Origin of the sequence: Fibrella musci (genome assembly GCF_041321105.1) — a bacterium.
Classification (GTDB): Bacteria; Bacteroidota; Bacteroidia; order Cytophagales; family Spirosomataceae; genus Fibrella; species Fibrella musci.
Genome location: NZ_JBGGWD010000001.1, coordinates 1,097,167 through 1,114,276, shown reverse-complemented (window position 1 = coordinate 1,114,276; position 17,110 = coordinate 1,097,167). Strand labels below are relative to the sequence as shown.

The following is a 17,110-nucleotide window of genomic DNA, read 5'->3' as shown; positions in this document are numbered from 1 at the left end:
AGTTTTTGGATAAAGCCCCGGGTGTGGATGTCAACGAGAATACCATATTTTCATCGCGGGTGCAGTTGGAGACCTTTATCACCGGTACGTACCGGATCGGTATCCATTCGATTTTTACGTACAACGACGCCGCGCTGATTCCCGCCCCGGCTTCCCGGACGTTCACCATCAACGCGGCGGCAACCGACGAGGCCGAGGCCGAGGTGAACTTTTTCCATACCGAAAACTGGAACGACGCCAACATCACGGCCAACGATAACCCCGTTGGGCGCGAAGATTACCGCTACTGGATTCGCTGGACGGCCATCCGCAACTGCAACATCATCATGGAGCGCCTCAACGACGTACCCGGGCTCGACGAAACGTACAAAAATCAGGTGATCGGCGAGGTTAGGTTTATCCGGGCACTGAACTACTCGGAGATGCTCAAACGCTACGGCGGTGTTCCCATCATCGACAAGCGCCAACAGTTGACCGACGACCTGAAAGTGCCTCGCAACACGGTAGAAGAAGTGGTCAATTTCATTGTGAAAGACTGTGATGAGGCCGTAACGCTGCTGCCGGCAACGTACCCATCCACCTTCCGGGGGCGGGCTACCAAAACGGCGGCTCAGATGCTGAAAGCCCGTACCCTGCTGTATGCCGCCAGCCCCCTGTTCAACACGGCTACGCCCTACATGAGCCTGGGCGACAACAACAAACTGATCTGCTACGGCAATCAGGACAATGCACGCTGGCAAAAGGCAGCCGATGCCGCCAAAGCGGCTATCGAGCTGGCACCGGGAGGCAACTTCGCGCTCGTTACCGACAAGGGCGTCGACAAGAATTACAAATTCGTGTGGGAGCAAAACGATAATGCAGAGATCGTTCTGGCCGAGAAAGCCTACGGGAGCCGCGCACGTACCCAGTTTCCGTGGTATGGCACGCAGGCAGCGGTGATTGCCGGTAACTCCTGGGGCGGCGTATCGGTGATGCACAATTTCGTGCGGAAGTACGAAAAGAAAGACGGCACGCCGCAGACCTGGAATCTGGAGACGGGCGGCACCGACCTGATGAAGAAGTACTCGGAACTGGACCCCCGTTTTGCGCAGACCGTTGGCTACAACGGCTCGTTCTGGAACCGCGACTACCCGGTGCTCGAAACCTTCCAGGGAGGTCGGAACGCAGCCTTCTGCTGGGGCGGCACCTGGATGCGAAAACTGATTCCTGAAGTGCTGTCGTCGACGAGCGGTGCCGTGCCAAACGCCATCGTTTTCCGGGTAGCCGAAGCCTACCTGAACTACGCCGAGGCGCTGAACGAAGCGCAGGGGCCGGTACCGGCTGCTCATGATGCCGTGAACACCATCCGGCAGCGGTCAGGTATGCCCAAGCTACCGACCAACCTGACTAAAGAGCAGTTCAGAGACCGTGTTCGCAATGAACGTGCCATCGAACTGTCATTTGAAGACCATCGCCTCTGGGACATTCGCCGCTGGATGATTGCCGAAGAAGAGGGCGTCATGCAGGGCAAGCTGTATGGTATGCGCATCTACAAACTCCCAAATAGCACGACCGAGTTTCGCTACGAACCCTACGTAAAGGAAACCCGCACGTTTGCCCGCCGTATGTACCTGCATCCATTCTTTAACAACGAGGTATTCAAGGGCGCGCTCGTCCAGAATCCGGGTTGGTAACTCCCATTTTATCGCGCTTATGAACGCCAAGAACGTCTACACAATCGGTTTGCTCGCGCTGCTGGGGCTTGGTTTTGGCCAAACCGCACAGGGGCAAACCACCACCCGCGACTCGCTGATGAAGGCAATACCCGTCAGGTCTGACAACGACCTGAACCGGAGTGCCCCCCGACCCATCGCATACGGACTACAACCCGCCTGGCAGGTCACCAGTGCCCTCTCGACCGTTTCGGGTGACGAACTCCGCAAGAACTTTACCACCAATCTGGGCAATACGCTGTTCGGGCGTATACCCGGCCTGACCGTTATGCAGAGCGGGGGCGAGCCGGGCAATGATTCGCCCGGGCTGCTGGCGCGGGGGATCAACACCTTTGGGCCAGGCCGGGGTCTGCTTATTATGGTCGATGGTTACGAAAGCTCGTATGAACAACTGGTGCCGGATGAGATCGAATCGGTATCGTTGCTGAAAGACGCGTCGGCCACCGCCATTTATGGCCTGCGTGGGGCCAATGGTGTGTTGCTGATCACAACCAAACGGGGGGCAGACAGCCCGCTGGTTGTTAAGTTCAGCACACAGCAGGGGTTTCATACGGCTGCCCGTTTGCCGCAGTTTCTGGGTTCCTACGACTATGCCCGCCTCTATAATGAAGGGCTCCGGAACGACGGGAAAGCGCCCCTATACACCGAAGCGGACCTGGAGGCCTATCGCACGGGTAGCGACCCCTATTTCCGCCCAAACGTAAACTGGTATGATCAGGTACTGAAGAAAACAGCCCCGATCGCCAACTACAACCTGAACTTCAAAGGGGGTAACAGCAGCGTCCGGTATTTTGTGATGCTGAACGCCATAACGAGCAATGGCCTACTAATCAACGCGGGTGATCTGGCCGACGAAAGCATCAACTCCACTTATTCCCGCTTCAACTTCCGGTCCAACGTCGACATCAACCTGACCAAACGACTGTCGGCTTCCCTGACATTGGGCGGGTCGGTCGAAGACAAGAGTAACCCGGCTGGCACAACCACGGGCGATGTGTTTAACGCACTGCAAACGTTGCCACCCAATGCGTTTCCTGTTTACAACGCCAACGGCACGTTTGGCGGAACCAGTGCGCTGGCCAACCCCCTGGCCAATCTGCTGCAAACCGGTCAGTACACCTCGAACGGCCGCACCCTACAGACGACCCTCCGCTTCACCGAGCAACTGGATTTCATCACGTCGGGGCTGACGGCCTCGGTAGCGGCCTCGTTCAACAACTTCTTCCGAAGCTTCTCCAACAAAACAAAGACGTACGAGCGGTTCTCGATCAGTAAAGGCCTTGCGGGCGACACTGTTTATACGCGCTTTGGCCAGAACACCTCGCTGGTTGGTAACGAAACCGAGTCAGATCAGTATCGGAACGTGGTGTTCCAGGGGTTCCTGAACTACGATAAAACGGTGGGCAGGCACGGTATCTCAGCTATGCTGATGTACAATTCAGACAGCTACACCAATACTGACAACGCCACCTCCGCCGTCGAAAGCCTGCCCTACAAACACCTGGGCGTTGGTGGGCGGCTCACCTACACCAACGATAGCCGGTATATTGGCGAGTTTTCATTTGGTTATATGGGGTCGGAGGCGTTTCCGAAAACGAACCGGTTCGGCTTCTTCCCGGCGGCATCGGTGGGCTGGATCGCGTCGAACGAAGACTTTCTGAAAAATAGCAGGCTGATAACGTACCTGAAACTGAGGGCATCATACGGCCTCTCCGGGAACGATCAGATTGGCGGCAGCCGCTTCATGTATGAAGCCCGTTTTCCCTACACCGCGGCGTATAATCTGGGCACCAACAACACCCAGGTATTTGGCCTGGCCGAAGCCAATAACAACCCGGACGTATCGTGGGAAAAGGAACGAAAGCTGAACATCGGCCTGGAGTTGACCCTGGCCAATCGGCTCAACATTGGCCTGGATATCTTCAACCAGAACCGCTACGACATTCTGGCGGCTCCCAACAGCACTGTGCCGCAGTACATCGGCGTGGCACTACCGTTGCTGAATCAGGGCGAAGTGACGAACAACGGCTTCGAGGCGACCCTCCGGTATACCAGCAAGCCAACGGCGGCTTTCCAATACATGGTGGAGGCGAGCGGCTGGTATGCACAGAACCGGATCGTGAATAATTCGGAAGCGATCCGGCTCTACGAGTACCAGTACACCACGGGGCGGCCCATTGGGCAGCCATTTGGGCTCGAGGCGCTGGGCCTGTTCCGGGATCAGGCCGACATTGCGGCCAGCCCCCGGCAGATTTTTGCCCCCGTGCAGCCCGGCGACGTGAAATACAAAGACCAGAACGGCGACGGCGTCATTGACCAGAACGACACCCGCCCAATTGGGAACACGTCGGTGCCGACGGTTACGGTTGGCCTGCACTCACGCTTTCAGTACAAAGGCTTCGACCTCGATTTCCTGTTCCAGGGCGTAACTGGCCGCACCACCTATTTTGGTGGTAGTGTCTTCCAGGGCTTTCAGAACAACGGTAAGGTTGGCCCCATTGCCCTCAACCGCTGGACTCCCGAAACCGCCGCTACGGCAACGTACCCACGGCTGTCGGCCTCGAATAACCTGAACAACTTTCTGTTCTCCGATTATTGGCAGCGTGATGGCAGCTTCATCAAACTGCGCAGTCTGGAGCTGGGCTACACCTTTACCAGCCAGCTTATTAGCCGCGTAAAACTGAACAATGCCCGCCTGTTCGTCAATGGCACCAACCTGTTTTCGCTCGACCGGATGGACGGTTACGTAGACCCGGAAGTGGGCAGTGGCTATCCACCCCTGCGTACTGTGAGCGCAGGCCTGAGACTTCAATTGTAACGCAGCAGTTAATCAAGACAAACACATGAGACGTTTTGTATCTATAGGGTTAGTGGCTCTCGTTGTCTGGCTAAGCGGTTGCGAAAGCCTGGATCGCGAACTGGTCACCGACATTACTCCTGACCAGGCAACCCGGTCGTACGACTTCACCCTCTACCGCCTAAACTCGATTTACACGGATATGCCCGCGGGCTATCTACAGATAGATGGGGCCATGACGGCCTCCGCCACCGACGACGCTGAACACACGCTGGAAACGTCGAACGTTCAGAAATTCAATAACGGTGCCTGGAATGCCATCGACAATCCCGAAAACCTGTGGGGAACATTCTACCGGGGTATTCGGAAAACGAACCAGTTTCTGGCCTCTTCAGACAGTGTCAACCTCGATCAGTTCAGGTTTGATCCTACGCCCTCGGCCCAAACGGTATATGCCAACCGGCTGGCTGAGATCAAGCGCTGGAAATACGAAGCCCGTTTTCTGCGAGCCTACTTCTATTTCGAGTTGGTGAAGCGCTACGGTGGCGTGCCCATCATCTCGACAATCTATTCGGTAAACGACAATTTCCAGGAGGTAAAGCGCAACACGCTGAACGAGTGTATCCAGTACATAACGGCTGAGTGTGATTCGGCCGCTCGCAATCTGCCCGTTGTATACAGCGCCCCCGCCGTTGATCTGGGGCGGGCCACCCGTGGCGCGGCGCTGGCGCTGAAAAGCCGGGTGCTGCTATACGCCGCCAGTGATTTGTTCAATACGCCCAGTTGGGCCGGGGGGTATGCCAACCCCGAACTGATTTCGCTCACCGGCGACCGGCAGGCGCGGTGGAAAGCCGCGGCCGATGCCGCCAAAGCCGTTATCGACCTGGCCGGTACGGGTTATACGCTGCACAATAACTACCGAAACTTGTTCATCACGAATAGCTACACCCTGCCCGAGATCATTTTTGCCCGCCGGGCCGGTGCCGACAATACCTTCGAGCGGGCCAATTACCCCATTGGCTATGACCTGGGTAGCAGCGGCACAACCCCGTCGCAGAACCTGGTAGATGCCTACGAAATGACCAACGGCACCAAATTCGACTGGAACAACCCGGCTCATGCGGCCAATCCCTACAGCAACCGCGACCCGCGGCTTGGGTTGAATATCATCCTGAACAACACCGCTTACAAAGGCCGGAATGTGGAAAGCTGGCCCGGTGGGCGTGATGGGAAGGGGGTTATCAATGCCACAAAGACAGGGTACTACCTGAAAAAATACGTCAACGAAAGCCTGAACCTGCTGCTCAACAACACCAGCGTGAAATCGTGGAACTTGATTCGATTACCCGAAATCTTCCTAAACTACGTCGAAGCCCTGAATGAGTCATCGCCCGGCCATGCCGACATTAAAACCTACGTGGATCGGATACGGGCCCGGACAGGCGTAGGCATGCCCCCTTTACCGGCGGGGTTGTCGCAGGCCGAGATGCGGGAGCGCATCCGCAATGAACGCCGGGTTGAACTGGCCTTTGAAGACCACCGCGGCTGGGATGTGCGCCGCTGGATGCAGGGGCCGCAATACCTGGGCGCACCGCTCATGGGGGTTGACATTACCCGGGTGGTAAATGGTACCACAACCACCTTCACCTACAAGCCAGTTGTGGTTGAAAACCGGATTTTTGAGCCTAAAATGTACTTATATCCCATTCCACAGGGCGAGTTGAATACGTCGAAAGGACTGATTCAGAATCCACTCTGGTAATCCGTGTCAGGTACGTACCCACTCTATTCCCCTAACGCCACCAACGTATGGTCTCTCTCCTCAATACCACTCGGCTTCTGCTGATCTGCCTTGGTGGCAGTCTGTTGCTGAGCGCCTGCACCTACGAAGAAATCGCTAAAGCCGACTATCCGCAGCAGATTCTCTACATGCCTGCGGCAAAAAACGGCGTGTTTACCATCGCCAGTATCACTACGTCGGGGGCGTATCGGTTTACTGTCGACGCCGCCAATAAGAAAATTGTCATTCCCCTGAGTGTGTACCGGGGCGGGGTGTCGAATGAAGGCGATGTAGCGGTAACGATTTCGGCCAATGCCGATACGGTGAGCCGACTGATCAGCGGCAGTACGTTGGTTGGAACGGCGTTGTTGCCCGCGGATAAAGTGGTGCTGCCAACAACCGTAACCATTGGCAGTGGCAGTAATGTTACCCCATTCGATCTGAAAATCGACCTCGATTACCTGCGGGCGGCTGCGATTGGGCAGAAACTGGCGATGGCGGTGACGATAGCGAGCTCCCAAACGCCGGTTAACCCAGTCCTGAAAACGACGGTCATCTCGTTTGACCCCGCCATTTTAAAGCCAGTGCCCAATTTTACGTCGAAAGCAGACGCGGCTTCAGCCCGAAAAATTGCTTTCACCAATACGTCTTCAAACGCCGTCAGTTATGCCTGGGACTTTGGCGACGGCTCCGCCCCGGTCACCGACGCTTCGCCAATGTACACCTACAGCAAGGCGGGCGTCTATACCGTTACGCTCACCGCCACCGGAATAACAGGCAGTGCCGACGCTGCCCAAACGACAGTCACTCTCTCCATACCATAAAAACCGGGGCCAGCTCAGGCTGGCCCTACTTTCTTAAGTGGCCAATGGCATCGCCGGGATACTGGAGTGAGCGCTTTTTCTGAACCCCTATGGCACACCTACTTACACTGACGCAACACACCTGCGATCGGGGCGATCTGACGGTTCTGGAGCGGGTGCTTCCGGGTACGTTGCAACGTGTCTTCTACATCACCAATGCCGATGGTGCTACTCGGGGCGGGCATCGGCACAAAAAAGCCTGGCTGGCGCTGACCTGCCTACAGGGTAGTGTCGATGTGTGGGTAGATAATGGGCTGGATGCCGCCTGCTTTACGCTCAGCAAACCAGATCAGTGCCTGATTCTGGAGCCCGCTGACTGGCATCTGCTTACCAACTTTCGAGATACGGCCATCGTGATCGCCGTGTCGAACGAAGGCTACGATGCGGCCGATTATATTGATCAAAAGCCTGATAAAAGGCACAACGAGCGGGCGTCGGTTTCATGGGCGCCATCCTATTAATCAACGATGTATGTGGAATGTTGGCCAACATGTATGTATCGGTATTGCCATCGTTGCACTAACGGCATTGGCGGGCCTGAGTCAGGCACAGACGAGTGCGGGTAACGTACCGGAGGCCTATATAAAAATCTTACCAGCTCACCCCCGTCTCTTTGCGAGTGCCGCCCGGTTCGCTGCTTTAGCAAAGCAATCCGATCCGGTGTCGCTGAACCTCAAAGCCTATATACTGCACCAGGCGGAAACGCTGTTGACCGCTGACCGGATCAGCTACCCGACAACAGGCTTCAAATTCGGGCCGATGCGGGCGGTGCAGGGCCGGATCCTGACCCTGGCCATGAGCTATCGGCTCACCCGCGATAACCGATTCTTCAACCGCGCCCGCGAAGAACTCCTACAGCTAGCCGCGCTACCCGACTGGGCACCCAATCATTTTCTCGACGTAGGTGAGGGCGCACTGGCTGCGGGCGTTGGCCTCGACTGGCTCTACGACGAACTGACGCCTACGGACCGGGAGCAGATTACCCAGACTATCATAAAAAACGCGCTGCTGCCGTCGCTCAACGTACCTGAGGGCAAGGGTAGTTGGGTCGATGGTGACTTTAACTGGAATCAGGTGTGTCATGGTGGCTTGTCGATAGCAGCGCTGGCCATTGCCGAACGGGAACCGGAACTGAGTCGCCAAATTATGAACCGGGCCATTAAAAACCTGCCTCATGCCGGAGCCGTCTACGCCCCCGACGGTGCCTACCCGGAAGGCCCGAGCTACTGGTCGTATGGCACCACCTTTCATGTGCTCCTGATCGATGCCCTGCGCTCGGCATTGGGTAGCAGTTATGGTCTCGAACAGTTTCCCGGTTTCCTGAAAACCGCCGACTTCAACCTTCAGATGGTGGGCCCGAGCGGCCTTGATTTCAACTACTCCGACTACCACGTCGAGACGCAGAACGAGCCGATTATGCTGTGGTTTGCGCGGGAAAATCACCGGGCCGACTTGGCCCGGCAGGAGATCGCAGATATCCAAACGCTGTATCGCTCGGCCATGACCGGCGTGGAAAGTCCGGTGCACGAAAACCGCCACACCCCGCTCGAACTGATTTGGTGGAACCCGGCACTGGGCACTAAGTCGGCCGGTTCGTCGCCGCTGCACTGGACCTCGACCGGTGTGCTGCCCATCGCCGTGATGCGCTCGTCGTGGACCGATCCGCTGGGTACGTTCGTGGCCATCAAAGGTGGCACGCCCAACCATTCACATGCGCACATGGACGTGGGTAGTTTCGTGCTGGAAGCCGACGGTGTTCGCTGGGCGATTGATCTGGGCACCGAAAGCTATGACAAGATGCGCGCGGCCAAGCTCGACCTCTGGAATTATGCCCAGACCAGCACCCGCTGGACCACGTTCCGCGTAGGGCCCGACGGCCATAACATCCTGCGTGTCAACGGAGCACCGCAGCTGACCAGCGCAAAAGCCACCATCGAGGCCTTACCCGTTCGCGGGGGCGCTGTCGGCAATTCGCTTGATCTCACGCCGTTGTACGCCGATCAGGTTGCGAAGGCGAAGCGCACTGTTCGGTTACAGGCGGACCGGTCTGTGACGCTGGAAGACGAGTGGACAACCAAGGATAAACCCGTATCGGTTGCTTGGCAATGGCTAACGAAAGCCAGCGTGAGCCGGATTCCCAATGGCCTGTTACTCCAACAGGATGGACAATCGCTGGAGCTGCTGTTCAGCAGTTTAGGTACGTATCAGATCGATATAGAAGACGTTTCGCAGGCCAGAAACCCGCAAGATTCGCCCAATCCGGGCGTGCGCCGACTGGTGGTTCGGTTGGAAACGCCCTCCGAATCAGCCGCCAAACTACAAGTATACGTTGTGCCGGGCAGCGTTGCCCGGCAGCGCCTTAACCAAACATTACCCCATCGGTAAAGCCTATGCCTGTTTACTCAGTACCCTGTTACCGCCTGTCAAAACGACTAGCCTTTTTTGGGTTAACCAGTTGCCTGCTGTCAGGTACGTTCGATCCAGCATTTGCCCAGAAAATCAATACGTCGCCCGATCGTGTCAAGACCGATCTGGCCATTGCGTGGCCGCGTCTGGGCACCGTAAAACCCCGGTCTACCGACGAAATTCCGTCGTCGAACTGGCTGATCGGCTGCGAAACCCTCGACCGCGATTTTACCGACTACGATCAGTACAAAGAATATCTGGTTCCCTTGGGTATCAAGCGGTTACGGATGCAGGCAGGCTGGGATAAAACCGAAAAGAGTAAAGGGCAATACGACTGGGCCTGGCTCGATCACATCGTCGACGATGCGCACAAACGCGGGCTCAAACCCTGGCTGCAAACGTCGTACGGTAATCATAATTACCCGCAGGGTGGCGGGTCGAACCTGGGAGCAGGCGTGCCTCGGTCGAACGAAGCACTCGCTGCCTGGGACAGGTGGGTGGAGGCGCTCGTAAAACGATACAAGAACAAGGTAGTTGACTGGGAGGTGTGGAACGAGCCCAACTTTGGTGATAATCTGGAAAATACACCCGAAAAAGCCGCTGCACTGAACATCCGCACCATCGATATCATCAAGCGCATTCAACCCGAGGCGAAAGTGTCGGGGTTAGGGTTGGGGCATATCGGCCTCGACTATGCCGAGCGTTTTTTCAAGGTGCTGGCCGAGAAAAAGAAAATCAACCTCTTCAATAACTTTACTTACCACGATTACGTCTACAACCCCGATTCGCACTACCCGAAGGTGATGCAACTGCGGGCAGCGCTGGATAAATATGCGCCAAATATCCCGCTGCGGCAGGGCGAAAACGGCGCGCCATCCAGCCCCGGTTTCGGGCGGGGGGCGCTGGGCGATTACGACTGGTCGGAGCTGACGCAGGCCAAATGGTATACCCGGCGTATGCTGGGCGATCTGGGCCACGACATCGAAACCAGCGTGTTCGGTATCATCGAAATGGCCTACACAAATGGGCCCATTCACCGGCTGAATTACAAAGGCCTCATTCAGTCCGACTCAACGAAGCGGGCACTGCGGCCAAAAATGGCCTACTACGCCGTTCAACACGTTACCTCCATTTTCGATCATACGATGGAGCGGATCAAAAAAGTCGAGCACACGCACAACCGGGACTACGTACCCGCCAACGCCGACGAAGTTAGCTACACGCCGGGTACAGATCGGAGCCTGGCGGTCTATGGCTATCAGCACAAAACGTCCCGAAAACAACTCTTCACCATCTGGAGCGATGAGGCTATACCCGTCGAATCGAACAAAGCCAGGGCGTTGACCTTCACGTTTACCAATGCCAACTTCGATCAGCCGGTCTATGTCGATATCCTTACGGGTGGGGTCTACAATATTCCAGCAAATCAGTGGAAAAGAGTAGGTGCTACCTACACCTTCACGGATATTCCGGTCTATGATGCGCCGATTCTGATTGCCGATAAAAGCCTGATAAAAACCCAAAATTGAGGTCATATACGCGTATCCAACAAATCCTTTATTAAACGTATGGACAACACATTGCCCCAAAACCGTAGGTCGTTTCTCCAGCAGGCGAGCCTGATGAGCGCCGCCTTGCTAGCCTCCCGCATCGCGCTCGCGAGCGGAAAAGCCGATCCGGTCATTCTGTTTACGTCGGGCTGGCAGGATGTGAACATTGGTGACATTGCCCATACGCCGGGGCTGATTGCCCTATTGAAAAAGCGCCTGCCCAAAGCCCACCTGATTCTATGGAAGCGCAGCCGGAGCGAGAAAGTGGAGACGATGCTGCACCACTATTACCCCGATGTGCAGATCATCCACGGTAATGTGGTCGATAACGTACCGGCGTCGGATGCGGTGAAACAGGCCTTTCAGAAAGCCGATTTTTTTCTGCACGGTTCCGGCCCGATGGTCGTCGCGCTCGATTACCTGGAGGCCTGGCATGCCCAGACCAACAAGCCGTTTGGCCTGTTCGGCGTTACCATCCAGGATATATACCCGCGCCTGAAAACCCTGCTGTCGAGTGCGTCGCTGATCTTCACGCGTGAAACGGCCTCGATCGAAGCGCTTCGCAAAGCGGGCTTGTCGGGCAGTCATATCGCGTTTGCGCCCGATGCCACCTTCGCCCTCACCATCCGCGACGATGCCAAAGCCAATGCCTTTCTAACGGCGAACGACCTGAAACCCCGTCAGTTTATCTGCGCTATTCCCCGGCTTCGCGTCACGCCTTACTACCAAATCAATGCCAATTCGGGTTGGAGCGACGCCAAAATAAAGGAGGTGAACGAACTGAACGACAAATGGAAGGAGGTCGACCACGCTAAACTTCGCGAGGCCATGATTGCCTGGGTACGTACCACCGGCAACAAGGTGCTGGTTTGCCCCGAAATGACCTACCAGGTCAATCTGCTCGATGAACTGCTGATCGATCCGCTGCCTGCCGACGTGAAGGCGAAGGTGGTCAAGCACGGCTACTGGCTACCCGACGAAGCCGCTTCGGTGTACGCACAGGCGCATACGGTGCTGAGCTTCGAGTGCCATTCGCCCATTATGGCCGCCGTAAATGGAACGCCCTGTTTCTACCTTCGCCAGCCGCAGGACACGATCAAAGGCCAGATGTATTACGACCTGGGCCTGGGCGACTGGACGTTCGAGATCGAGCAAACCACCGGCAAACAGATCACGGATCGGTTGATGGAAGTGACCGCAAACTACAAAGCGGCGCAGAAAAACGTGCAGAAGGCACTGTCCAGCGTGAATAACCGCTACGACAAAACCTTCAGTATCCTGCGCGAAACCTGGTTGTAAGGGTTTAGCTGCCTGATAACAAGCCTGGTATGCCGATGCGGGGGCGTGGCTACCGCCACCAATGGTCCCTGTATCTGAGTATTCGTCGAGCCACGAATTAGCGGTTGAGTTTCCGGGAAAAACGGCGGGGACGCCCTTTTACAACTTATACTGACGTCAATCGGATGAAAACGCTGTTTCTGCTACTGCTGCTCGCCCTGAGCGTATCGCCTACGCCAACGTATGCCACCGATTACTACGTGTCGGCATCGGCGGGCAGCAACACCAACGATGGGAAGTCGACGGCCAAACCATTTCTGACTATTCAGCGCGCGGCCGACCTGACCATCCCCGGCGACACCGTGTTTGTGATGAATGGCGTCTATAGCTCAACGTCGGGGCCCGTGCTGAACATCACCCGGTCAGGGTCGGCAACGGCTTGGATTACGTTCAAAGCGCTGAAAGGTCATTCGCCAAAAATAACCGGCTCGGGAAACGTCTGGAATACGGTTTCAATCAACGGGTGGTACATCCTGTTCGACGGCTTTGAACTGATCGGCAACAACGCGAACCTGACCTACGCCGGTGCGCTGACGATGTATAACGATGCGAAGGCGGGCGGCACCAACTGGTCGGCCTACGCCAACTACAATACCAACGGCATCTCGATTGGCGGGCCTAGAGACGAAACCAAATTTCCGCATCATGTAACGGTTCGGAACTGTAAGGTGCACGATTTTCCAGGTGGCGGCATCAGTTCCATTCAGGCCGATTACACCACGATCGAAAACAACCTGGTTTATAACAACGCCTGGTACATGATGTATGCCGGCAGCGGCATCAGCATCCTGACGCCGTTTAACCACGATAAGCTTACGACCTACAAAAACATCGTTCGGAATAACGTCTGCCACACCAACAAAACCACCATTCCGTGGCTAAGTCTGGGGCGGCTCAGCGACGGTAACGGTATCATCATCGACGTAAACCGACACGGTTACAGCGAGCAGGATGCAACCACGCCCAGCGCCAATGCTTATACGGGCCGAACGCTGGTGGAGAACAACCTGTCCGTCAACAACGGCGGATCGGGCATCCACGCCTTCAAAGCCGACCATGTTGACATCATCAATAACACGGCCTACAACAATGGCACCGTGGTGGGCTACGCCGAGATTTTTGCTAATACCTGCGATGACGTGAGTATTCTCAACAACATCATGTATGGCCGCGACGGCGGCGACTGCAACTCGACCAACAAGAACACCAACGTTCGGTACGATTACAATGTGTATGTCAATGGCAAGGTGGCGGTGAAAGGTCCCTCCGATATAGTGGCCGACCCGCAATTTGTGAACCGAACTCTCGACCTTGCCACCGGCGATTTTACGCTGAAAGCCACCAGTCCTGCCGTTGATAAAGGCACGAACGTACCTGGCCAATTTAGCCGTGCAGACCTGCTCGGCGTGAGTCGGCCGCAGGGGAGCAAACCAGACATCGGCGCGTATGAATACCGTGAACAAGCCAGCGTGATTACGGCTATTGCCGAGCCCGCCGAGGTTGTTCAGGTAACGCCTAACCCGGTCGATAACGTGTTGACGGTGAACTGGACCAACGTACCTGGCATGATTGGCCGCGCGGAGCTGGTCAATAGCCTGGGGCAGTTGATGATGCAGGCGCCACTGACCGGAAGCAGCACGCAATTGACGCTACAGAAACTTCCCAGCGGCCTGTACCTACTGCGCATTTACCGCAATGACAAATTGCTCAACAGTAGTAAAGTACTGAAACAGTAAAGGGTTTAGTAGCTGGCCTTGCCAACTCCCACCCCAACCAGGCATCGCAAACGTTTCAACGCAATGTTGACCGTGTTGTAGACACTCTTCATGCTGATATCCATGACCGTGGCCGCCTGTTGGTAGCTGAGCCCTTTCATATACACCAGATACAGTATTTCCTTTTGCCGTTTGGGGAGCTGGTTTACTTCATGAAGTAACTGTTGCTGTTGCTGTTCAAGCCGTTCCGACTCGATTAATGTGGTTTCGTAGGGCTGGATCAGAAAGTCGGCGTCGGTAAACAGGTACGCATCCGACTCATATTTGTTGAGTCGGGTAATTGTGTCCAGTAGCCGCCGCCGTAAGGCCCGATACAGGTAAAACCGGATGTTGTCGACGGGGCCAAGCCGCTGCCGGTGGTCGTGAATGTGGAGAAATAGCTCGTGCAGACAGTCTTCTACCACCTGTCGGTTTCGGACCAGGTTGTAGCCGTATCGGTACAGATCAGGGGCAAACAGGGTATATACCCTATCGAAAGCATCGCGGCTCCCGGCTCGGAAGTCGTTCCATAACTCAATGTGGTCGGCGGTAGTCAGGGAGGGCGTCATGGGGGCGTCTGTCAATACGCTGATTCAATTGCTCCGGTAGTTCGATCATCGTCCGAGGGGTCAGCTGAAAGGCTCATATCGCTGCATGCTGACAACCTAAGCGAATACAGTTAATTTATTATTAATAAATAAAAATTTAATAATGAAATAATATAAATTCTAATTGAGTTTGTTGAATCGTTTCACCGAAAGTTTTCGGGAACCATCAACTTCGGTACGGGCCTTCGAATTGATCAACCGGAATTCAGTGCCCAGCACGTACCTGTACCCGGGTATACAGATCGGGTAAAAAAACAGAAAACGGATCGGTGATTTTGGTAACGGCCAACAGTCGTTGGGCCGAAGTCTTCGGTTCGATCGACGGTTAGCAAACCACATAGGGTATCCCTATATGGCGCTAACGGGGATAGGCAGTGATTAGCTGACGGAGGCAGGCAAGCCGGCAACGTACCTCAGCGGCTCAGCGAACAGTATCTAACTGCTGATCGATTTGGGTGGAGGCTTGCCGCAGAGCGTCAATGAGGGCTCCCCGCTTCTGGGAAGTACACCGGATTTCGGGCAAAAAGATGCTCAGGCTAGCAACCACCTGTTTTTGTTTCCGGATGGGCACCGCCAGCCCGATAATGTGCGTTGGCGAGACCGTCACACAAAGCTCATCCGTACGGATTTTGAGCAACTCAGCTTCCAGCCCTTCCGGCGTTGCTGCCTCGGGCCAAACGATAGGCGAGGGGAGACCAATGGTGTTGAGGAGGCTATCCCGGTCTTTGGGCGGCAGGTAAGCCAGCAGCAGCCTGCCGGTTGCGGTCTCGTGCAGGCTCCGTTCGCTGCGGCTTCGTACCTGCAAGTCCTGATCGCTGTTGACGAGATGAACAATAAACCGTTTCTGGTTGCGGATCACACCCAAGATGGTCGTTTCGTTGAATTGCGCCGTCAACTGCTCCATCACGTCCTTAGCGGCGGCTACCAAATGCTGGCTGTAGGCCAAATTATTGGTCAGGTTGTAGGCCATGGGGCCTAGCCGATACCCTTTTTTGCGCCCCAGATGCTCCAGATAGTTCTTGTCGACGAGCGTCTGCATGATATTGACGCAGGTTGCCTGATGCATATTCAACCCCTCGGCAATCTCGGTCAGCGAATACGCCCGGTCAGGATCACGGGCAATGAACTCCAGAATATCCAGCGCTTTTACAACAACGAGTACCATAGTATCAACTAGTCGTGAACAATGAATACTGGATAATGAACAATGGCGCTGCACCAGCAACGTACCCAGGCAGAGCCACTGTTCATCGTTCAGTATTCGTTGTGCATTATCCTTTATTCATTCTTAGCTACCGTCCCATCCAGCCGCCGTCTACGGTGACAATGGTGCCATGCACGTAATCCGCCGCTTTCGAGGCCAGAAAAACGGTAACGCCTTTGAAATCGTCGGGTTGTCCCCACCGCCCCGCCGGAATACGGGCTAAAATGCTTTTACTCCGTTCGGCATCGTCTCGCAGGGCTTCGGTATTGTCGGTTGCAATATAGCCCGGCGCAATGGCATTTACGTTGACGCCACTGCCCGCCCATTCATTGGCGAAGGCTTTCGCCAAGCTGCCAATCGCGCCTTTGCTGGCGGCATAACCCGGTACGGTAATACCCCCCTGAAAGCTGAGCAGCGAAGCCGTAAAGATGACTTTCCCCGAACCACGGGCTACCATATCGCGCCCAATTTCGCGGGTCAGGATAAAGGGGGCATTCAGGTTGGTATCGATCACCGTATCCCAGTAGTCATCGGGATGCTCGGCGGCTGGTTTGCGTAAAATGGTACCGGCGTTATTGACCAGAATATCGATCGCAGGTACGTCCTGCCTGAGCACTTCCAGAAAGGCATAAACGGCCGCCCGCTGGCTGAGATCGCACTGGTAGGCTTTAAACGAGCGCCCCATCGCCTGTACCGCTTTCGCTACGTCGCTGTCTACTAGCTCGAGAGACGCCGATACGCCAACGATGTCGGCACCCGCTTCGGCCAGCGCCACGGCCATTGCCCGGCCTATCCCCCGCTTACATCCCGTAACTAATGCGGTTTTACCAGTTAGGTCAAATTGTGTGAGTGTGTGCATAATTTATCATTGTAATAGTAAGTGCAATCTTACTATGTATAGGTTAAAATAGAAAATGAATTATATCACGATTTAGGGTCAAATTGAATTTTTTATAGGATAGGTGCCAGCCAGAAGCTGCAAATAAATCGCCTCATATAATTTTTAGAATATAGCCCTGGCTGGGAAAAATGCTATTAAAAATAAATATCTGAAAAATTTTGGCGAATAGGTAAAGGGTCTATACTATTGTATAATTG

At 55.3% G+C, this 17,110-nt stretch carries 12 protein-coding genes; 9 read left to right on the top strand and 3 right to left on the bottom strand.

Annotation, left to right across the window (positions count from 1 at the left end; all coding sequences use genetic code 11):
• The first annotated feature begins 5 nt into the window (after positions 1-5).
• From ACAW74_RS04525 to ACAW74_RS04485, 9 genes are all read left to right on the top strand, one after another.
• Entirely contained in the window at positions 6-1,673 is a 1,668-nt protein-coding gene (locus tag ACAW74_RS04525) for a RagB/SusD family nutrient uptake outer membrane protein (protein ID WP_370697000.1), read from the top strand.
• A gap of 19 nt (positions 1,674-1,692) precedes the next feature.
• Positions 1,693-4,530 (top strand): SusC/RagA family TonB-linked outer membrane protein, encoded by a 2,838-nt coding sequence (locus ACAW74_RS04520; RefSeq protein WP_370696999.1) that lies wholly within the window; start codon positions 1,693-1,695, stop codon positions 4,528-4,530.
• 25 nt (positions 4,531-4,555) lie between these two features.
• Positions 4,556-6,271: a RagB/SusD family nutrient uptake outer membrane protein gene (locus ACAW74_RS04515; RefSeq protein WP_370696998.1), complete on the top strand. Its 1,716-nt coding sequence runs from the start codon at positions 4,556-4,558 to the stop codon at positions 6,269-6,271.
• Positions 6,272-6,318: 47 nt separating this feature from the next.
• On the top strand, positions 6,319-7,113 hold the full coding sequence (locus ACAW74_RS04510; RefSeq protein ID WP_370696997.1) for a PKD domain-containing protein: 795 nt from the start codon (positions 6,319-6,321) through the stop codon (positions 7,111-7,113).
• An 89-nt stretch (positions 7,114-7,202) separates the two neighbouring features.
• Positions 7,203-7,613, top strand: a complete 411-nt coding sequence (locus ACAW74_RS04505) for a sugar 3,4-ketoisomerase (RefSeq protein ID WP_370696996.1) — start codon at positions 7,203-7,205, stop codon at positions 7,611-7,613.
• A 10-nt stretch (positions 7,614-7,623) separates the two neighbouring features.
• A complete protein-coding gene (locus ACAW74_RS04500) occupies positions 7,624-9,537 on the top strand; it encodes a heparinase II/III domain-containing protein (protein WP_370696995.1) in 1,914 nt (637 codons plus the stop codon).
• A 5-nt stretch (positions 9,538-9,542) separates the two neighbouring features.
• Complete coding sequence (locus tag ACAW74_RS04495) at positions 9,543-11,087, top strand: beta-galactosidase (protein ID WP_370696994.1); 1,545 nt, start codon at positions 9,543-9,545, stop codon at positions 11,085-11,087.
• A 39-nt stretch (positions 11,088-11,126) separates the two neighbouring features.
• On the top strand, positions 11,127-12,407 hold the full coding sequence (locus ACAW74_RS04490) for a polysaccharide pyruvyl transferase family protein (RefSeq protein WP_370696993.1): 1,281 nt from the start codon (positions 11,127-11,129) through the stop codon (positions 12,405-12,407).
• Positions 12,408-12,571: 164 nt separating this feature from the next.
• Positions 12,572-14,182, top strand: coding sequence for a choice-of-anchor Q domain-containing protein (locus tag ACAW74_RS04485; RefSeq protein ID WP_370696992.1), 1,611 nt, complete (start codon positions 12,572-12,574; stop codon positions 14,180-14,182).
• A gap of 5 nt (positions 14,183-14,187) precedes the next feature.
• On the opposite strand, the gene ACAW74_RS04480 is transcribed toward ACAW74_RS04485, so the two are convergent.
• The 3 genes from ACAW74_RS04480 to ACAW74_RS04470 form a co-directional block, all read right to left on the bottom strand.
• Complete coding sequence (locus ACAW74_RS04480) at positions 14,188-14,769, bottom strand: RNA polymerase sigma factor (RefSeq protein WP_370696991.1); 582 nt, start codon at positions 14,767-14,769, stop codon at positions 14,188-14,190.
• A 460-nt stretch (positions 14,770-15,229) separates the two neighbouring features.
• Complete coding sequence (locus ACAW74_RS04475; protein ID WP_370696990.1) at positions 15,230-15,973, bottom strand: IclR family transcriptional regulator; 744 nt, start codon at positions 15,971-15,973, stop codon at positions 15,230-15,232.
• A 127-nt stretch (positions 15,974-16,100) separates the two neighbouring features.
• A complete protein-coding gene (locus tag ACAW74_RS04470; RefSeq protein ID WP_370696989.1) occupies positions 16,101-16,871 on the bottom strand; it encodes an SDR family oxidoreductase in 771 nt (256 codons plus the stop codon).
• Positions 16,872-17,110: the final 239 nt, after the last annotated feature.